Source organism: Providencia sp. JUb39 (assembly GCF_012272845.1).
GTDB lineage: Bacteria > Pseudomonadota > Gammaproteobacteria > Enterobacterales > Enterobacteriaceae > Providencia > Providencia lanzhouensis.
In genome coordinates this window covers 3,704,706-3,724,398 of the sequence record NZ_JAAWXD020000001.1, presented here as the reverse complement: position 1 = coordinate 3,724,398, position 19,693 = coordinate 3,704,706, and the positions used below count along the sequence as shown (strand labels likewise).

Below are 19,693 nucleotides of genomic sequence, written 5' to 3'. Positions count from 1 at the left end.
TCTGATAATAATATTCGAATTCTTACATTATGCGCAAGTCAAAAGTTAATACATCGATGATCTCTGAAATAGGGGAAGGCAAACGTGGGGAATCAGGTCATATTGGTTATTTACTGCGACAGGCTCACGCGGCTCATCGTATTCGCATGGAACAAGTTTTGCAGGATGTGGGTGTAACGCTTCCTCAATTTTCTGTGTTGTTAATGGTTGCAGAATATCCTAAAGCCTCAGGGGCTGATTTAGCGAGGCTATCATTATTAACGCCGCAGACCATGAGTGTGATTGTGAAAAACCTCGAAAAGGCGGGAATGATCTCTAAGTTGCCGCACCCTGAGCATGGGCGGATCCAAATTATTGAAATAACCCAATTAGGGAAAGCATTATTACTTCAATGCAAAGGTGCTGTTAAATCCACTGAAAATAGATTATTAAGTGGAGTGAGTGAGTCTGATGAAAAAGTGATCCGAAAATGGCTGGTGAATGTCGCCAAGCAATTTGATACCGACAAAGCCTAATACTCCCTATCTAATACTTCCTATGACGTGAGAGAAAATAATGAAATTCAAATACGCTATTTTGTATGTCGAGAATGTAGAGAAAACCCTCGATTTTTACCAACAAGCTTTTGGTTTTAAAAAATCCTTTCTCCATGAAAGTGGTGATTATGGCGAGCTGGATACTGGCAGCACAACGATTTCATTTTCTTCATTGGTGCTAATGAACCAACTAGGTAAAGGTGCGGTTGCTCCCAATCCGCATGCCCCTGTTTTTGAACTTGCTTTTGAGACTGATAATGTGCAAAACGCTTTGGCTCAAGCGGTTAAAGCGGGTGCTGAGTTGGTACAAGGTGCGCAGGAGATGCCTTGGGGGCAAACCATCGGTTATGTTCATGACCTAAATGGCTTTTTGATCGAGATTTGCACGCCAGTACAGGGTTAATTCACTGTAAATATCGGAATTAGTCGATATACCGAATCACCTATTTTAGTGAGAATACAGACAATTACGCTAAAAATAAGGAACAACGATGCAGGGCATGAACCCAGAAGCGCTCGACCATTTCAATGATATTATGCAGGTGGTTAACAAGCTGGCGAAGCTGTTAAATCCAGATTCAATCGAGAATATGGAAACGGATATCTCTTCATTTGAGGAAGAGTTAAAAGAGTGGATCAGTGAAGACGAAGAGGGGTTCGTCGAACGTATCGAAGACGGTGAAATTGGCTATTTAATGGCGGATCTTATTGTCAGGTCGAATATGGGAAACAGCTTTTGGATAGACTGGAAAGACAGTGAATCTGCGGTGGGTTTCTTGGAAAATGTGGTTGAGTTCGAAGGATTGGATATTCAGCTAGATTTTGCCGTTAAAGACCCTAAAAACGATTTAAGACCAGACCAAATTTTTGTGCGTGCTAATCAGCAGCTACAAGCTCTTGGTTACTATTTATTGGGTCTGACTTCCGGTAATGATGCTTACCATGAGATCTTAATTCCTTCCGGTATTTTCGAACCATTTATGGACATCATGGAACATTTTGACGTCATGGTTGAGCTGAATGACGAAGAAGTGGATTACAGCGAATATTAATAGTAAAAAGGGGAATACAATAGGTATTCCCCTTCATATATCAATTCACTCTACCATTCAAAGTTAACTGACGCGTTGTACATAGTGGAAGAACCTGTGCCCGTTGATGCGGCGACGCCCCCTTTGATAGCAACATTTTCATTAATGCGATATCCCATACCGACAGCGACTGCGGATTCATCTTTATAACCCCCGACACCCGCCGTTAAGTTCATTTTCCCTACGCCATACGGTTGGAACAAACCGGATAGTGCGGCATTCGCAGCAAAACCTTTGTCGACTTTTTTGTCTAAATCATCAATTTTGGTATTCAGGCGATTTAACCCGTTTTCTGTAAATTCACCCAACTGATTGACTCGTTCATCGGTGTAAGTGTTCGCAGATTTTAAGGTTTCGGCATTACCGCGTTTCATTTGCGCTAAATTGACGGCATCACTGTCATTTTTCGCATCGGCAATACCGGAAAGTTGTTTATCGCCAAAATTGATAGACTTGACGCCTTTTGCCTTATCACTAAGGTTGATACTTTCACCGTCACGGCTCATTTTCAGCGCACCGGCATCTCCCATTTCTGAGGATAAACGTGCAATTTCGCTACCTTGTTTATCTAATGCCGCCGTATTTTTCTGAATATCGCTGGTGTTTTTACTAATGGCGCTATCATGCTCAGCCAGTTTTTCCGTATTCGCCTTAATATCTTGTTTACTCTGAGCAATTTCCTTATCGTGATCGTTTAGGCGGTTGGTGTTTTCCTTAATGTCTTGGCTATTCTGGTTAAGCATTTTGTCATGCTGCGTCAGTTTATCGGTATTGGCTTGGATATCTTTGGTATTTTGCGCAATCGCTGTATCGTGTTGCGCTATTTTGTCGCTATTTTCTTGAATTTTTTGTGTATTTTTAGCTACGCTTTGGTTGGTCGTGTGCAATTGGCTACCATTGACAGCCTCGGTAGAGTCAGCCGCAATTCGACCCGCAGATACGCCGCTTAATGTCCGGTTGTTAAATTCAAATACACGAGCGCTATCAGCTTTGCTATTCAACACGATTTTTTGGTTGTCCGCACTTAGCTGCACCAATCCTAACGAGCCAGAATCAATGTTTTTGGTGATCGTGGTAATCGCATTTTTATTTTCTGTAATATCTTGGGTATTTTTGCTGATAGCCGTTTTGTTATCAGCAATATCAGCCGTATTCTTGGCAATATTATCCGTATTGGTTTTCACCATTTGATTGGTGGCATGGAGCTGACTGCCGTTCACTGCTTCGGTAGAGTCTGCGCTTAATTTACCCGCTTTCACACCGTTCAGGGTTTTGTTGCCGAGATTAAACGCTTTGGCGTCTTTGGCTTTTTCGCTCAATATCACTTCTTCACCGTTTGCCGATAGCTGAACAAGTCCTAAGGTACCGGATTCTAAGTTAGTGGAGATATCTTTCAGCGTTTCACCTTGCTTGGTGATGTCTTGGGTATTTTTATCAATGGCTGTTTTGTTAGCGGCGATCGCAGTGGTATTCGCTATCACGGTTTGATTGGTGGCATGGAGTTGGCTGCCGTTCACCGCTTCAGTGGAATCTGCGCTTAATTTACCTGCCGTTACGCCCGTGAGGGTTTTATTGCCAATATTAAACGCTTTGGCATCTTTGGCTTTGTCACTGAGGATCACTTCTTCACCGTTGGCCGACAGCTGGACGAGTCCTAAGGTACCGGATTCTAAGTTAGTGGAGATATCTTTCAGCGTTTCACCCTGCTTGGTGATGTCTTGGGTATTTTTATCAATCGCCGCGGTATTGCTGGTGATATCGGCAGTATTTTTGTCGATAGCGGTTTTGTTATCGGCGATATCGGTGGTGTTTTTATCGATAGCCGTTTTGTTGTCGGCGATATCGGTAGTGTTTTTATCGATAGCGGTTTTGTTATCCGTGATATCGGTAGTATTTTTGTCAATCGCAGTTTTATTGTCGGCAATATCGGTGGTGTTTTTGTCGATAGCCGTTTTGTTGTCCGCAATATCGGTAGTGTTCTTGTCGATAGCCGTTTTGTTGTCGGCGATATCGCTGGTGTTTTTGTCGATAGCCGTTTTGTTGTCCGCAATATCGGTAGTATTTTTGTCAATCGCAGTTTTATTGTCGGCAATATCGGTGGTGTTTTTGTCGATAGCCGTTTTGTTGTCGGCGATATCGGTAGTATTTTTGTCAATCGCAGTTTTATTGTCGGCAATGTCAGTGGTGTTCTTGGCGACTAATGCATTAGTTTCATTTAATTGGCTGACATTAACTGCATCATTATTTGCCGTACCTTTATCAATACCCGTTAATTTACGGTCACCATCTAAACCGGTAAAGCTGACTATTTTTCCAAGTTTATCACTCGCAACATTAATAAGTTTATTAGCATCGTTAAATTTAACAATACCTATTTCCCCATTATTAATCTGGGTTATTTTATTATTTACGGTGGTTATTTGGTTGTTAGTATCAGTTTTATTATCACTGATCTGCTTAGTTAAATCTGTTTTTGCAGTATTTAATGCATTATTCGTATCAATTAAGTCTTGAGTGTTTTTAGCGACATTAGTATTGGTGGTGGATAGCTGTTTAAAGTTAACGGCGTCATTATCCGCGCTACCCGCATCAATATTGGTGAGCTTACGCTTTATTGTATCGTTACCAAAGGAGACTTCATTAACATTTGAAGCTACGGAAGAACGACCAATCGCGACGGCATTACTGGCGGTAGCTTTACTGGAAACACCGATAGCGACCCCTCCGTCTGCGGTATCGGATGCTAATGCAGCTCGACCAATCGCGACACCATTATTTTCAGCAACTGCACTGCGCCCAACGCTGGTACTTAAGTTATTTGCGATGGTAGCAACCCCTACCGCAGTACCCCCGGAGCTGACATAAGTTCCGGCACCAAATGCAGTGTTACCAAAACCATAAGCGACTGAATTTGGACCGAAAACCACGGTTCCGCCTGTGGCTGAGGTTCTTGAGTCCGTTGATGAATTCGCGATAGATGAATCTTTGCCCACAACAATGGTTTCAGACAAATAAAGGTTAGATAAGTTATTTGGATTCCATTTAGCATTAGGAAAATATTTTTTATAGATATCGATGTTATAAACGGCGACCATGTTTTCGTCGTCATCGACTCTTACTGTTAATTTATCACTAACCACCGCATTAGCGATTAACGGAAATAAACCAGATAAAATAATTACAATGTTATTTATATTGAATATTCTTAAAATATTCTCTTTTTTACTATTATCTTTGTTTTTTGGATTAATCTTATTGTCCGTTAAGTTTTTTAATTTAGATCCGGATTGCGTTATTTCAGGTACGGCAACCCACGACTTTATCGCGTCGTTCCAAATGGTTTTATAAATTTTATTCATAATGATTTCCTATTAAATAGGGCATTGCTGCATGTAGGGTTAATTAATCTACGTAAGGTTTACATAGATATTGAATTATTGTTGTTAGGTTTTAATTATAGTAATCACAATGGTAAGTGAATGTCATTAATAAAATAATGAATGGGGGTTTTGATTTGTTTTTTTTTGATGTAATTAAGCTGTAATTAATTAAGTTTTTTTAAATTTAATTAAATGGGAAATATAATTAAGTATATTTTCAATATAAAAAAATATAAAAATAAAAATAACGAATGATAAAACTGCAAGAATACGCATATACAGCGTATTAATGCATTTTTTTGATCTTCAAAGTTTTAAACCTTACGCGAGTATTTAAGTTAAATCTCTAGGCTATTTAATCATGGTTTTTATGTTTTCGATTTATTTTACTGAGTGGGTTTCATTCGCCATATCTTTTCTACATATTCATTAATAGTTCTATCGGAAGAGAAATAGCCCATGTTAGCGATATTATTGAGTGTTTTTTGCGCCCATAACGTTGGGTCTTGGTATAGCTTATCGACGGCATCTTGGGCTTGAACGTAAGAGTGGTAATCGGCAAATAATTGATAATGGTCTCCAAAATTAATCAGAGAATCATAAAGCGGGTAATAGCGGTTAGGGTCATCGGGACTGAAAATACCCGAAACAAGGGAATTGAGGACATTGTGCAGGTCTTCATGTTCTTGGTAAATCTTTCTTGGGTCATAGCCTTGTGCACGAATCGCGTCAACTTGCTCGGCGGTATGCCCAAAGATAAACATATTTTCTTCGCCAACATGTTCGCGAATTTCAATATTGGCGCCGTCTAATGTACCGATAGTCAATGCACCATTGAGGGCAAATTTCATATTACCTGTTCCTGACGCTTCGGTTCCTGCAAGGGATATCTGTTCGGATAAGTCGGTGGCGGGAATAATTAACTCCGCTAAGCTGACGCTGTAATTAGGGATAAAAATCACTTTTAAACGATTTTTGATTCGGGCGTCGTGGTTAATCACGTTAGCGACATCATTGATAAGCCGGATGATCATTTTGGCGTTAACGTAGGATGAGGCGGCTTTTCCCGAGAAAATCACCACGCGCGGAACCCAATTCTTTTCGGGAAGTTGCAAGATTCGCTGGTAGCGCCCAATGACTTGCAAGATATTGAGTAATTGGCGTTTATATTCATGAATACGTTTGATTTGTACATCGAACATGGCGTGAGGATCGACGATGATATTGACGTTTTTAGCGATATAGTCGGCGAGGGCAACTTTGTTCTCTAACTTACAGGTTTTTAACCGCTCGATAAATAGAGGAAAATCTGTGTACTGCTGTAGGCGAGAAAGCTCTGTGAGATCTTCCCGCCAACTTTCACCGATGGTTTCATCAATTAAGCTCGCAAGGGGTTTATTGCACAACGCCAGCCAGCGGCGTGGGGTAATGCCATTGGTGATATTGCTAAAACGCTCAGGAAATACTTTGGAAAAATCAGAGAAAATTTCTTGAGTCATAAGCTCCGAATGCAGCTTGGACACGCCATTGACTTGGTAGCTGCCCACGACGGCAAGCCATGCCATGCGAACATAGCGCCCATGGGATTCATCAATCAGAGATAAGCGAGTTAAAAGTTCTGGGTTGTTGGGGTAACGCTGTTTGATCTTAGTGAGAAAGTGGTCATTTATTTCAAAGATAATTTGTAGGTGGCGGGGGAGTAATCGCCCAAGAAGGTCGACAGACCAACGTTCTAATGCTTCTCCCATCAGAGTGTGATTGGTGTAAGAAAAGGTTTTTTCACTCATTTGCCATGCGGCTTCCCACTCATATTCGTGCTCATCGATAAGCAAGCGCATCAGTTCAGGAATCGCTAAAACGGGGTGGGTATCATTCAAATGGATTGCCACTTTATCGGCAAGGTTACTTAATGTGCCGTGGATTCGGTAATGGACATCGAGGATATTCTGCAAGGTTGCTGATACAAGAAAATACTCTTGTCCAAGACGCAAAATTTTCCCCGATTCCGTAGAATCATTAGGGTAGAGTACGCGGGAGACATTCTCAGAGAAATTTTTCTCTTCAACGGCTGCTGAGTATTCCCCTTGATTGAATTTGTTGATGTTCATCTCATTCGTGGCATGGGCAGACCACAAGCGCAAAGTGTTGGTGGAATCGCATCCATAGCCCATGACGATTTGGTCATAGGCGCGAGCAAGCACTTCTTCAGTTTCGACCCAGCGAACGATTTTGCCTTCTTGCTGAAGGCGGCCCGCAAAGCGCACTTTGTAGCTAAGGTTATAGCGTGGAAACTCCCATGCATTGCCATATTGTAGCCAGCGGTCGGTGGACTCAACTTGTTGGCCATCAATAATATTTTGCTGAAACATGCCATATTCGTAGCGGATACCAAACCCAACAGAAGGGATTTTTAAGGTGGCGAGAGAATCTAAAAAGCAGGCAGCAAGGCGCCCTAGACCTCCATTGCCTAAACCAGGATCATCCTCTTCTTCTAAAATCGAACTCAGTTCAAAGCCCATCTTTTTCAAAGCATCAGACACATCCTCATACATGCCCAAATTTAATAAAGTATTGGAAAGGGTACGCCCAATCAGAAATTCCATGGATAAGTAAGCGACAGCGCGATCCGATTGAGACAGAGAACGACGAATGGCGCGTAACCAACGGTCAACGGTTAAGTCGCGGATAGCATAGGAGATGGCATTTAGCCAATCATGTTGGGTGGCAATAATGGGGTCTTTGCCAATCATAAATTTCAATTTGGTTTGGATGGAGTCGATTAGAGTGTTGATTCGCTGTTCGCGATTTTGGATGGTAAATGGATCATTCATAGTCAGCACCTTCCGTCATTGGCTCAATTAAGTTCCGGTAAAGCGCAAGGTATTTTTTGGCGGAAGCTTGCCAGCTAAAATTCATCTGCATACCTTGGCGGCGTACGCGTTTCCAGCGAGTCGGTTCATTCCAAAGCGCGAAAACGCGACGCACAGCATCATTGAGTTCGGTAGTTTTTCCATGGTGGGAGCGATAGCCGTGATAGTCATGAAATACAAAACCCGTTGCCGTGCGATCTGCTAAATTTTCGAGGGAGCAATCGGTGACGGTATCGGCTAGCCCGCCCGTATGGCGAACTAAAGGGAGAGCGCCATATTTCAAACCATAAAGTTGGGTCAAGCCACAGGGTTCGTAGCGGCTTGGCACCACAATGACGTCAGCGGCAGCAATCAGTTTATGGGCGTGGAGTTCGTCATAACCAATAACGACAGAAACCTGTTTTGGGAATTGGTGAGCTAGCTGCTCAAAGGCGTGTTGTAAATCAGCGTCGCCATTACCTAAAACTGACAGCTGGCCGCCTTGGTGCAGTAATTCGGGGATCACTTCGAGTAAAAGGTCTAATCCCTTTTGTGTACTGAGGCGGCTGACAACGCCGAACAATGGCACTTTATCGGTGACATTAAGTTTGTTTTCTCGCTGGTGAGTCATTTTACAGATGGCTTTGCCGAGCATGTTTTGTCGACCGTAATTATGGGGGATCAACGGGTCAAGTTGCGGATCCCAGACTTGGTAATCCACGCCGTTTAAGATCCCTAAAATATCCTCTTGAGCTTGGCGCTGTTTCAATAAATTGGCGAGCCCATAACCGTATTCAGGAATGGTCACTTCTTTGGCATAAGTGGGGCTGACAAAAGTGATTTTATTGGCGTAGAACAGCCCCGCTTTTAGGTAGGAAACTTGCCCATAAAACTCTAAGCCTTCGGGGGAATAAAAGCCATTAGGTAATTGTAATTCAGGAAAATGGGTTGCTGAAAACAGCCCTTGGTAAGCCAGATTATGGACGGTAAACACGCAAGGAACAGGGTAATTTTTGGCGGCAAGATAGGCGGCGCAGAGTCCTGCATGCCAGTCGTGGGCATGAATGATGTCTGGTCGCCAATCGGCATCAAAGCCACAGGCAAGTTCGCTGCTTATCCAGCCTAATAAAGCAAAGCGCAGATAGTTGTCTCTGTACTCTTGTTGACGATTGTCGTGATAGGGGCTGCCTGTGCGCTGATAAAGATGCGGGGCATCGATTAAATAGAGACCGACACCATCATAATGACCAAAACGTAGAGTGATGGGACCTGCAAATGTATTGATATGGCTGCCAACTAAGGTGTGATGAACCGCATCCAGTAGCGCGGGGAAACCGGGTAATACGATGCGGACATCCGCCCCTTCAGCGATTTGAGCTTGGGGTAATGCACCGAGCACATCCGCTAAGCCGCCTGTTTTGAGAAGGGGGAATAGTTCTGAGCCAGCATGAAGTATGCGCATCTGAGTCTCCTTTATGCGGCAAGGTTATCGAGCATTTTTTGAGTGACAAGGACGACGCCACCTTCAGAACGGTAGAAATGCTGGGCATCCCATTGTGGATCTTCACCAATCACCAATTTGTTGGATAACACACAGCCACTATCGACAATGCAGCGTTGTAAGCGGCAGGCGTATCCAATAGAGACATCGGGGAGGATCACGCAGGCATCGAGTTGGCTGTGAGCATTCACGCGGACATTTTGGAAAATCACGGAGTTAGCAATTTTGGCGTCTTCAACGATAGAACCAGCATTAATTAATGTGTTAGTAATTTGAGGAGATTGCAGCGACTCGCCTTGAATAAACCGAGCTGGTGCCAATGGGGAGTGACCCGTCCGAATCGACCAATGGGGATCATACATATCCAGTGCGGGTTTCGCTGAGACTAAATCAATATTGGCGTTCCAGTAAGCATCAATGGTGCCCACATCTCGCCAGTAGGGGGATGCGCCCATATTAAAATCAGAATAGACGCAGGAGCGGCTAAACGGGTGCGCCCAAGCCTTGCCTTGCTGTACTGCCTTAGGGATTAAATTCTTGCCAAAATCATGTTGTGTATTCTGTTGTTGCTGCTCTTCTGCGAGTAATTGATAGAGGTATTGGGCATCAAAAACGTAAACGCCCATGCTGGCTAATGCGGAATAAGGTTTCCCGGGCATCGATGGGGGAAATTGAGGTTTTTCAATAAAATTAATGATTTGTTCGTCATCGTTAATGTCCATAATGCCAAATTCAGATGCTTGGCTACAGGGTACTTCAATACAGGCCACTGTACATTGGCTCCCTTTTTCTACATGGTCTAGCAACATGCGGGAATAATCCATTTTGTAGATATGATCCCCTGCTAACACAATGATGTATTTGGCTTGATATTGGCTAATAACATCGAGATTTTGAAAGATGGCATCGGCAGTACCCTGGTACCAATCTTCGGCATCCTGTTTCTGTTGAGCAGGGAAAATTTCAATAAATTCATTGGTTTTCCCGTTTAGAAATGACCAACTGTGCTGAATATGTTGGATTAAGTGATGGGAATAGTATTGAGTCAGTATCCCGACGCGATAAATACCTGAATTAATACAGTTAGATAAGGTGAAATCGATAATTCGAAATTTTCCGCCAAAGTGGAGTGAAGGTTTTGGCTGCTTCTGAGTCAGGGCTTTGAGACGAGAACCTTTACCACCCGCCAAAATAAGCGCAACTGTATTGCTCGGAAGTTCTTTGGATAATAGCTGCCTCGAAATGGGATTTGGGTAGGTGTAAAAAGGCATTTTTTCTGACATATCAATTCCTTAATGAGCATTTGGCGAAAAATCGTGGCGCTGCATGACCACGAAGGTTTTTGGAGGAATAGAACCAATTAAGTGGCAAGAAAAAGGTGGGACAGGGCGCCAATCCCCTTCGGGAAGCGTGAGCGAATGGGATTGCTCAGTGAAATTAATCAGTAATAGCCATTGACCAGAAAGTAACACTTGGATGGGGCATGATTGATGCCACTGTTCAAGGGTTATGGGAGAGCCTTGGGCATTTAGCCACTCAACGGTTTTATGGGGGGGCAGTGAATGCCACCATTGCCCCGACGTCAGTGCAGGGATTTGTTGGCGCAAAGCGGTAAGTTGTGCCGTAAATTCCATAAGAGCACTATCCGCTTCCAGCCAGTTAAGCCAGCTTATCGGGTTATCTTGGCAATAAGCGTTATTATTTCCTTGTTGGCTATGCCCTAGCTCATCCCCTGCGCGCAGCATCGGTGTGCCTAATGAGAGTAAAAGTAAGCTTAGTAAATGGCGCTGACTCTGTTGGCGTTCCGATATTATTTTTTCAGGGGCGTTTAACCCTTCGAAACCATGATTATGGCTGTTGTTACCATCGCTACCATCTTGGTTATTTTCACCGTTGGCATGGTTATGTTTGTGATTAAAACTGACCAAATCTCTCAGCGTAAAGCCATCGTGTGCGGTGATGTGGTTAATTGAAACAAAACAAGGGGAATGACTCGGTGAAAAGTGGGTTTGTGAAAAGTCATCCCGCGAACCCGATAGGCGGTTTGCCAAGATACCGATAGGAATATCACGATATAAAACAGCACGGCGGCAATCATTGCGAAATTGGTCATTCCATTCGGCAAAAGGCGGTGGAAATTGCCCTAATTGGTAACCGTTGTTGGCGAGATCCCAAGGTTCAGCGATCAGCTTTCGTTGCCCAAGAATCGAGTCTTGGGTGATAGCCTTAAGCAGTGGAGTCTGAGAATTAAATTCCGGCGTTCTTCCTAATATTGTGGCTAAATCAAAGCGAAAGCCATCAACATGGCATTCAATCGCCCAAAAATGCAGGCAGTCGAGCACCCATTGGCTTACTGCTGAGTGAGACAATTTCAGCGTATTGCCGCAGCCTGTCCAATCCGCATATTCGCCATTGTCGTTTAACCAATAATAGGTGGGGTTATCTAATCCCCTAAACGATAAGCAAGGTCCTGAGCGGTCTAATTCGGCAGTGTGGTTAAACACAATATCGAGGATAACCTCAATGCCGGCACGATGTAAGGCTTTGACCATATCGCGAAATTCACTCAACGGCGTAGAACCTGCTTGCCCAGACCAATATTGAGGCTCAATCGCAAACGGTGCCAGTGTGTTATAGCCCCAGTAATTAGTGAGATTTTTAGCCTGTAATCGCGGCTCATCCAGATGAAATTGCACAGGGAGCAACTCCAGTGCCGTCACGCCAAGTCGCGTTAAATGCTGGGTTATGCAAGGGTGTGCGATAGCAGCATAGCTCCCCCGTAAAGCGGGTGGAATTTCAGGGTGTTGCTTGGTAAGCCCGCGAACATGAGCTTCATAAATCACGGTTTTTGACCATGGAGTATGAAGAGGGGTATCTCCTTGCCAGTCATAAGGTTCATGGCTGACGACGGAGTAAGGATGCTGTTTACTATTGAGTTCGCGGCTGTAAGGGTCAATCAGTAAGTGAGTTTCATCAAAATATAATCCTGCTTGTGGTTCCCATTTCCCTCTAGCTCGATAACCATAATGTAGACCCGCTTTTGCGCCCATTAAATAACCATGCCAAATATGGTTATCTCCCCGATAAAGCGGGTAACGAATTTCAGCACCGAGTGAGTCCAACACGCACAGGTCAATGTGTTCGGCACGCTCGCTGTAAATAGTAAAATTGACGCCGTGTTCGTCTATGTGGCTACCAAGTGGGTGAGCATGACCTTGCCGAAAATTAAAATGTGTCATTCGGTCGCTCCCGTTTCAAATACAGGGTAGCCAAAGGGGGAAGCGTAATATTTAGGGAGTGATTTTTACCGTGAGCCGCTATTTGCTGGGTGGATATTGCGCTCTGATTACCTACATTACTGCCGCGATAATAGTGAGAATCGGTATTGATGATTTCTTGGTAGCAACCCGATTGGTGAACGCCAATGCGGTAGTTTTCGCGGGGAACAGGGGTGAAATTGGATACCACTAGAATTTCATGATTATGGGTATCTCGACGAACAAAGGCGAATACTGAGTTTTGGTGATCATCAACCACCAACCATTCAAAACCTTGTGGGGAATAATCGAGTTGGTACAGCGGGGGCTGCTGCTGATAACAATGATTTAAATCGCGTACAAGGCGCTGTACACCCGTGTGCCAGCCATCATATTCAGGATTCAGTAAATGCCAATCTAGCTCTGTGTCGTGATCCCATTCTCGCCCTTGGGCGAATTCTCCCCCCATAAACAATAATTTTTTACCGGGATGTCCCCACATGAATCCATAGTAAGCTCGTAAATTGGCGAATTTTTGCCATGTGTCACCGGACATTTTACTCAGAAGTGACCCTTTGCCATGCACCACCTCATCATGAGAAAGGGGTAAAACGAAGTGCTCGCTGTGGGCGTAAAACATGCCGAAGGTCATTTGTTGGTGATGATATTGGCGGTAAATCGGGTCAAGGGACATATAGCGCAGAGTGTCGTGCATCCAGCCTAAATCCCATTTGAAATCAAAACCTAAACCGTGATTTTCAACAGAGTCTGTGACATTGGGAAAGGCAGTTGACTCTTCGGCTATCATTAACGCATGGGGGCAGTTCTGTTGAACAATTTGGTTGGTATAACGCAGAAAATCGAGGGCTTCTAGGTTCTCTTTGCCTCCCCATTTGTTGGGTACCCATTCCCCTTCTTCGCGGCTGTAATCGCGGTAGATCATTGAGCTGACCGCATCGACACGTAACCCATCGATACCAAAGCGTTCTAGCCAATATAGGGCATTACCTGCCAAAAAGTTTGCCACTTCATAGCGGCTGTAGTTGTAAATCAAGGTATGCCAGTTTTGATGGATGCCTTCGCGCGGATCCGCATATTCATACAGTGCGGTACCATCAAATTGGATTAGCCCATATTCATCATTGGGAAAATGGGCAGGAACCCAATCGAGGATCACTTTAAGGTGATGCTGGTGGGCGGTTTGAATCAAGTAAAGAAAATCCTCAACGCCACCAAAACGGTAGGTTGGGGAATATAATCCTATGGGTTGGTAGCCCCAAGAACCATCAAACGGATGTTCGCTAATAGGGAGCAGCTCCAGATGAGTAAATCCCATGTCAGCCACATAAGGAATAAGCTGATCAGCCAGTTGTCGGTAGCTTAGCCAGCCATTATTGTGTGGATGGCGGCGCCAAGAGCCTAAATGCACTTCGTAAATTGAGATTGGCGCGGAAAGTGGCGAATTTGCGCTGGCGGAGTGCGGCGGTGTTTGTTTATCTGGCAAGGCTGTTATCACTGATTCTACATGGGGAAACAGCACGCTTTTGAGTGCGTAAGGGTCAGCTTTGACGCGCATGTAGCCCCGGCTATCTTGTAATTCATATTTATACGCCTGCCCGATTTTTGCCTCAGGAATAAACCGTTCCCAAATGCCGACTTCATGGCGTAATGTCATTGGGTGAATGCGCCCATCCCACTGATTAAATTCACCGACGACAGAAACCTGTTGGGCATTGGGTGCCCATAAAGAAAAAATCACCCCATCAACACCGTCGAAGTTGACGGGGTGGGCACCAAGACATTCATAGGGACGTAGATGGGTGCCTTCTGCCAGTAGCCAACCATCTATATCTCGAATGAGAGTGCCAAAGCCATCAGTGCGCTTTTTAATTGCTTGGGTTTCTGCGGAGGATATTTCAGCAGAACGACGCCCTGAAGTTATTTGAGAAATAACTTCGCGATTTTTATTTGGCAAATAAATAACCTCAAGAAAAGTGAAATGAGCAATTTAAACTTTACTTAAATTATTTAATTTGTATTTGATAGGCTTCACATATTTAGCTTTAAAATCTATTAAATTCGTTATTTAACAATGTGTTAGTTTGTTTTTGAATAGTATTATTAAGTTATCAATTAATAATACTTAACGTAATTAAATGCGTAATGTAATCAATATCACCCGATTATTATTGATATCGAAATATCGGGTGATTATTTATCTTTAATTACGCTTATTTAGAGTGATTAATTGAGTTATTCACTTTTCTCTACTTCAAAAATTATTGATTGATAAGGATGTAGGGCAATTTGCTGCTTGTCGTTATGGATATTGTCGTTATGGGTATTTGCGATATTGCTTAAATGTATTTGGCGATAATGTTGGTTAATAGTTTGCGGTTTATCACTGAAATTACAGTAAATATCGATGGCACGTGAACCTAATGTTCGCCGATAAGCAATAACAGGTTCAGGGGCGCTAATTTCTGAGAATTCGCCTTCAACCAAGAGATCGCTAATTGGAGAATGGCGGCGCAGGGTAATCAATTGTTGGTAAAACGCGAAAAGTGAATCGGGTTGCTGCTGTTGGGTGGCGGCATTAACTTCTCGGTAGTTAGGATTAACTTTCAACCATGGTGTTCCTGTTGTAAATCCGCCATGACGTTGGTTATTCCATTGAAATGGCGTTCGCGCATTGTCGCGGCTACGCTGGGTAAAGTAGTTCATCATAGTGGCGTGAGAATACCCGTGATTTTGCCCCCATTGGTAGAGTTTAAAAAGATGCAGATCGTGGTGTTCGTCGAGCGTCATTGGGCAGTTCGTCATGCCAATTTCTTGCCCTTGATAAATAAACGGCGTACCGCGCTGAGTCAGTAAAAACATTGCCAACATTTTTTCGGCGACAGATGAGATGGTGCCTTTCGGTAAGAATTTGTTCAGTGAGCGCGGTTGGTCATGATTTTCTAAATAAGGTGCGCCCCAACCTACTTGCTGGGTTGTGAGCTGGCTTTTTAGAAAAACAGGTTTTAAACGTTCGCCTGTGATTGGATCTATGGCGAACGGGGGCTGTTTGGTAATGTCGAGATCCGCAATACTGAAATCAAACACCATGGAAAATGTCCCATCTTCCCCGATATAGTCAGCAAGATCTTGCGGTGGAACATCGATTTCAGCCACCGTCATTGAGTTCGCAGGATGGAAGGTTTGGCTGGCGAGCTCCTTTAAAAATTCATGGATGCCTGGTTGGTTAACCACCCAAGGAACTAAAGACGCGGTGCCATCTTCCCGATCGGGAGGGAATTGGTAAGGCGAGAGGGCTTCAGGGGATTTTTTAATATTGCCGATAGCATCAATGCGGAATCCTGCAACGCCTTTGGCTATCCAACGATTGATCATTTGGATAATTTCTTGGCGTAATTGTGGGTTTTCCCAATTAAGATCCGGTTGCTCGGGTCCGAAAGAGCTGAAGTACCAGCGAGTGCTATCTGGAACCTGAGTCCACACCGGGCAATCAAAGTAGGTACGTAAATTGTTCGGTGGAGTGGGTTTATCCCATTCAATAAATTGGTAATAGTCAGCATAAGGGCTATTGGGATCAGCAAGGGCAGCTTCGAACCAAGGGTGCTGGTTTGAGCTGTGGTTAAGCACTAAGTCCAGTAGGATTTTAATACCACGCTGTGAAGCTTGGCTGATCAATATATCAAGATCGTCGTTGCTACCAAAAACTGGATCGACCCTGTCATAGTTGGCGATGTCATAGCCATTATCTTTCATCGGCGATTCAAAAATTGGACATAGCCAAATCACGTTTACACCCAAAGATTGAATGTAGTCTAGCTTGGCGGTAATACCAGCGAGATCGCCAATACCGTCGCCATTATGGTCATAGAAGCTTTTGGGGTAGATTTGGTATACCACCGCAGATTTCCACCAGGCTTGAGCCATCTATTTTCTCCTTAATCAAAATCAGATATCAGTAAGTTGCTTTAAATATAGGCAATGTGTGTTTTTGTGCGATGTATCATTATTTTGCGAAATGCAAATGCAAACTAATATCATTAGCGCTATGTTTCATGTAAGATAACCGCCATCTTCGGGTCATGAATGACGTGACTAACGATAATCACATTGAAAGGTGGAGGAATTTAGATGTTCGCAAAATCATTAGTTTCAGGGTTTGCCTTATTATCCGTTGTTGCGTTAGCGGGTTGTGATGACGCTAAGCAAACACAAACAGCAGCGCCAACGACCGAGCAGCCAGCAACAGAAAAAGCAGCTGAAAAACAAACGATTGTCGTTGAACATGCTCAAGGCAAAACTGAAATTCCTAGCCATCCACAACGTGCGTTTGTGATGAACATGGAAACCTTAGACATCATCGATGCGCTGGGTATTCCGGTGATTGGTGTTCCACAAACTAACGCCCATTTTCCGCAGTTTTTAGAGAAATATAGCACCTCAGAATATGTTAATGGCGGGAGCTTATTTGAGCCGGCTTATGAAACTATTAGCAGTGCAAAACCGGATGTGATTTTAGGTGGTAGCCGTGCTCGCGATGCTTATGACAAATTAAGCGGTATCGCACCAACGATTTCTCTAGACATTGATAACAAACGTTTCATTGATAGCCTGATGGAGCGTACGGCGCTGTTAGGTTCTTTATTTGGTAAAGAAGAACAAGCGAATAAACTCGTTTCTGACTTCAAAAACAAAATTAATGATATTAAAGGCAAAACCCCTGATGCGGGCAAAGCGATGGTGATCTTAGTGAGCGGCGGTAAAATTTCTGCTTACGGTCCAGGTTCTCGTTTTGGCTTTATCTTTGATGTATTAGGTTTCGAACCCGCTTATGTCTTCACGGAAGATACTGGTCGTCACGGTAATATCGTAAACTCAGAGCTGTTATTAAAACTGAATCCAGACTGGTTATTTGTTATCGACCGTGATGGCGCGATTGGTGCGAAAGATGCACAACCTGCGGCAGACGTGTTAGACAATGCTTTAGTTAGAAAAACCTCTGCATGGGAAAAAGGCCAAGTGGCTTATTTAGATTCTTCAGCGGTTTATATCGCTGGTGGTATCCAAACTTATTCCCAATTAATGGATGATGTAAACAAAGCTTTAGAGAAGAAAAAAACGAATTAATCAATGAAAACGCTTTATCTCTCTTTTGGTATTCTCGCGTTATTGGTATTAGCGGTATTAAGCTTGTTTATTGGAGCGGGTGACGTGTCACCCGTTTCGCTTTTCACCGACCCCGAGATGCAAGATATCTTTTTCGTGAGCCGTATCCCTCGCACTGCCGCCCTGATCCTTGCAGGAAGCGCCATGAGTGTCGCGGGGCTGATCATGCAGCTACTCACCCAAAACCGTTTTATCGAACCTTCCCTTGCGGGTACCACGCAATCTGCCAGCCTTGGCTTACTGTTCGTGATGATCCTGTATCCAACGGCTTCTATCATGACCAAAATGGTGGTGGCGAGCGGATTTGCACTGCTAGGTACAGCGCTATTTATGCTGATTTTACGCCGGATAATTTTGAAGTCCGCCCTGATAGTGCCGTTAGTCGGTATCATGCTAGGGGCCGTGATCAGTGCGCTTACCATTTTTACCGCCTATTACTTCGACCTGCTTCAATCACTTGGTGCTTGGATGAGCGGCGATTTCTCCAGCATTTTACAAGGTCGCTATGAGCTACTTTGGCTGGTGGGCGGCTTAACACTGGCAGCCTGTTTAATTGCTGATAGCTTTACAGTGGCAGGGATGGGGCGTGAGTTTTCCGTTAACGTTGGCTTGAATTACCAGAAAGTGATGACCATAGGGTTATCTATCATCGCCTTAATCAGCGGTGTGGTGGTGGTCGTTGTCGGCGCACTGCCGTTCTTAGGATTGATTGTTCCGAACCTGATTAGCTTGATGATGGGGGACAATATTCGTAAGACTATCCCGTGGATCTGTTTAGCAGGCGGCGGCTTAGTGCTGCTGTGTGACATTATTGGTCGCTTAATTCGTTATCCGTTTGAAATTCCTGCGAGTGTCATTTTAGGTGTCGTAGGCGCGGTTATTTTCCTTTATCTCTTGTTAAAGCATCAGCGTTATGGAAAAAGTTAATTCATTAAGTTTGCCAGTGAAAAAAACGTTTACGCCAATCCAGCGCATCGGTTTGTTGGCTGCGCTGTCAGTGCTGTCGATCATTTTGTACATGACCATTAATTTGGGCAGTAATCTCGCGTACATTCTGCCTCATCGTGGTTATATCGTGCTGACGATGATCATTGTGGCATTTGGGTCTGGGGTATCGACGGTTCTGTTTCAAACTATCGCCAATAACAAAATTCTGACGCCATCCATTATGGGGTTAGAGGCATTGTTCATCCTGCTGCAAACTATCTTTGTGTTTTATACCGATAGTTTTCCCGCATCATGGTTGTTGAATATTGGTAAGTTTTTGCTGGAATCCTCCCTGCTGGTGATTTTCTCTGTATTGTTGTACCGCTGGCTGTTTATCTCCGTCAAAATGAATATCAACTTAGTGCTGATGGTGGGAATTATCCTCGGAACACTGTTTCGCAGTGTGGCGACTTTGCTGCAACGCTTAATGGATCCGAATGAGTTTTCCATTTTGCAAAGCCGGATGTTCGCGACTTTCACTAAAGGGACGCCGGAGCTGATTCTGTTCACGTTGGTGATCACCGTGATTGTGGGCATTCTGCTTTGGCGCATGCGCTACTGCTTCGACGTGTTAGCACTGGGACAAGCCAATGCGGTGAACTTAGGGATTAACTACCGTCAGCAAGTCACCGTAATCTTATTACTGATTTCTGTCTTAGTGGCTATTTCCACGGCGCTGGTAGGGCCGCTCACGTTCCTCGGCTTGATGGTGGCTAACTTGGCGTATTACATCGCAGGAAGCAGCCAGCATCGCTATTTATTGCCAGTTTCTTTCCTACTCGGTGTGATTGCATTAGTGGGCGGACAGTTGGTTCTTGAATATGGATTGAATAAAGCGGGTACCTTATCTGTGGTACTCGAGTTTGTCGGTGGAATATTCTTTATTTATATGGTGTTAAGAAGGTTTTAGT

12 protein-coding genes and 1 pseudogene are annotated in these 19,693 nt (G+C 43.9%); 6 read left to right on the top strand and 7 right to left on the bottom strand.

What is annotated here, in order from left to right:
• Nucleotides 1-29: 29 nt before the first annotated feature.
• From HFU86_RS17270 to HFU86_RS17260, 3 genes are all read left to right on the top strand, one after another.
• Nucleotides 30-515 (top strand): MarR family winged helix-turn-helix transcriptional regulator, encoded by a 486-nt coding sequence (locus HFU86_RS17270; protein ID WP_187129729.1) that lies wholly within the window; start codon nucleotides 30-32, stop codon nucleotides 513-515.
• A gap of 40 nt (nucleotides 516-555) precedes the next feature.
• Nucleotides 556-939, top strand: coding sequence for a VOC family protein (locus tag HFU86_RS17265; protein ID WP_187129728.1), 384 nt, complete (start codon nucleotides 556-558; stop codon nucleotides 937-939).
• A gap of 88 nt (nucleotides 940-1,027) precedes the next feature.
• Nucleotides 1,028-1,588 (top strand): DUF6630 family protein, encoded by a 561-nt coding sequence (locus HFU86_RS17260; RefSeq protein ID WP_187129727.1) that lies wholly within the window; start codon nucleotides 1,028-1,030, stop codon nucleotides 1,586-1,588.
• Between the two features lie 50 nt (nucleotides 1,589-1,638).
• On the opposite strand, the gene HFU86_RS17255 is transcribed toward HFU86_RS17260, so the two are convergent.
• From HFU86_RS17255 to HFU86_RS17225, 7 genes and pseudogenes are all read right to left on the bottom strand, one after another.
• Entirely contained in the window at nucleotides 1,639-4,986 is a 3,348-nt protein-coding gene (locus HFU86_RS17255; protein ID WP_187129726.1) for a YadA-like family protein, read from the bottom strand.
• A 407-nt stretch (nucleotides 4,987-5,393) separates the two neighbouring features.
• The gene (gene glgP, locus HFU86_RS17250; RefSeq protein ID WP_187129725.1) at nucleotides 5,394-7,838 is read right to left on the bottom strand and encodes a glycogen/starch/alpha-glucan family phosphorylase; all 2,445 of its coding nucleotides are present in this window, start codon (nucleotides 7,836-7,838) and stop codon (nucleotides 5,394-5,396) included.
• Entirely contained in the window at nucleotides 7,831-9,318 is a 1,488-nt protein-coding gene (gene glgA / locus HFU86_RS17245) for a glycogen synthase GlgA (RefSeq protein WP_187129724.1), read from the bottom strand. Before glgA ends, glgP begins: the two co-directional genes overlap by 8 nt.
• 11 nt (nucleotides 9,319-9,329) lie before the next feature.
• On the bottom strand, nucleotides 9,330-10,640 hold the full coding sequence (gene glgC / locus HFU86_RS17240; RefSeq protein WP_187129723.1) for a glucose-1-phosphate adenylyltransferase: 1,311 nt from the start codon (nucleotides 10,638-10,640) through the stop codon (nucleotides 9,330-9,332).
• Between the two features lie 9 nt (nucleotides 10,641-10,649).
• Nucleotides 10,650-12,596, bottom strand: coding sequence for a glycogen debranching protein GlgX (gene glgX, locus HFU86_RS17235; protein WP_187129722.1), 1,947 nt, complete (start codon nucleotides 12,594-12,596; stop codon nucleotides 10,650-10,652).
• Nucleotides 12,583-14,487 (bottom strand): annotated as a pseudogene (glgB, locus tag HFU86_RS17230) (1,4-alpha-glucan branching protein GlgB); the annotation flags it as partial. The pseudogene glgB and the gene glgX, both read right to left, overlap by 14 nt.
• 380 nt (nucleotides 14,488-14,867) lie before the next feature.
• Nucleotides 14,868-16,556, bottom strand: coding sequence for an alpha-glucosidase (locus HFU86_RS17225; protein ID WP_187129721.1), 1,689 nt, complete (start codon nucleotides 16,554-16,556; stop codon nucleotides 14,868-14,870).
• Between the two features lie 204 nt (nucleotides 16,557-16,760).
• Here HFU86_RS17225 and HFU86_RS17220 point away from each other — a divergent pair, with 204 nt between their 5' ends.
• From HFU86_RS17220 to HFU86_RS17210, 3 genes are read left to right on the top strand one after another with little or no spacing between them, the layout of a single operon-like run.
• The gene (locus tag HFU86_RS17220; RefSeq protein ID WP_036949212.1) at nucleotides 16,761-17,756 is read left to right on the top strand and encodes a siderophore ABC transporter substrate-binding protein; all 996 of its coding nucleotides are present in this window, start codon (nucleotides 16,761-16,763) and stop codon (nucleotides 17,754-17,756) included.
• Nucleotides 17,757-17,759: 3 nt separating this feature from the next.
• On the top strand, nucleotides 17,760-18,722 hold the full coding sequence (locus HFU86_RS17215; RefSeq protein WP_036949213.1) for an ABC transporter permease: 963 nt from the start codon (nucleotides 17,760-17,762) through the stop codon (nucleotides 18,720-18,722).
• Nucleotides 18,709-19,692 carry an iron chelate uptake ABC transporter family permease subunit gene (locus HFU86_RS17210; RefSeq protein ID WP_108479523.1) on the top strand — a complete coding sequence of 328 codons (984 nt, stop codon included), beginning with the start codon at nucleotides 18,709-18,711 and terminating at the stop codon, nucleotides 19,690-19,692. The genes HFU86_RS17215 and HFU86_RS17210 overlap by 14 nt, the downstream gene beginning before the upstream one ends.
• The last annotated feature ends 1 nt before the right edge of the window (nucleotide 19,693 follow it).

What these genes read in the sequence shown, in the direction of transcription:
- HFU86_RS17270 (WP_187129729.1), top strand. Translation starts at nt 30, where the DNA reads ATGCGCAAGTCAAAAGTTAATACATCGATGATCTCTGAAATAGGGGAA.
- HFU86_RS17265 (WP_187129728.1), top strand. Translation starts at nt 556, where the DNA reads ATGAAATTCAAATACGCTATTTTGTATGTCGAGAATGTAGAGAAAACC.
- HFU86_RS17260 (WP_187129727.1), top strand. Translation starts at nt 1,028, where the DNA reads ATGCAGGGCATGAACCCAGAAGCGCTCGACCATTTCAATGATATTATG.
- HFU86_RS17255 (WP_187129726.1), bottom strand. Translation starts at nt 4,986, where the DNA reads ATGAATAAAATTTATAAAACCATTTGGAACGACGCGATAAAGTCGTGG.
- glgP (WP_187129725.1), bottom strand. Translation starts at nt 7,838, where the DNA reads ATGAATGATCCATTTACCATCCAAAATCGCGAACAGCGAATCAACACT.
- glgA (WP_187129724.1), bottom strand. Translation starts at nt 9,318, where the DNA reads ATGCGCATACTTCATGCTGGCTCAGAACTATTCCCCCTTCTCAAAACA.
- glgC (WP_187129723.1), bottom strand. Translation starts at nt 10,640, where the DNA reads ATGTCAGAAAAAATGCCTTTTTACACCTACCCAAATCCCATTTCGAGG.
- glgX (WP_187129722.1), bottom strand. Translation starts at nt 12,596, where the DNA reads ATGACACATTTTAATTTTCGGCAAGGTCATGCTCACCCACTTGGTAGC.
- HFU86_RS17225 (WP_187129721.1), bottom strand. Translation starts at nt 16,556, where the DNA reads ATGGCTCAAGCCTGGTGGAAATCTGCGGTGGTATACCAAATCTACCCC.
- HFU86_RS17220 (WP_036949212.1), top strand. Translation starts at nt 16,761, where the DNA reads ATGTTCGCAAAATCATTAGTTTCAGGGTTTGCCTTATTATCCGTTGTT.
- HFU86_RS17215 (WP_036949213.1), top strand. Translation starts at nt 17,760, where the DNA reads ATGAAAACGCTTTATCTCTCTTTTGGTATTCTCGCGTTATTGGTATTA.
- HFU86_RS17210 (WP_108479523.1), top strand. Translation starts at nt 18,709, where the DNA reads ATGGAAAAAGTTAATTCATTAAGTTTGCCAGTGAAAAAAACGTTTACG.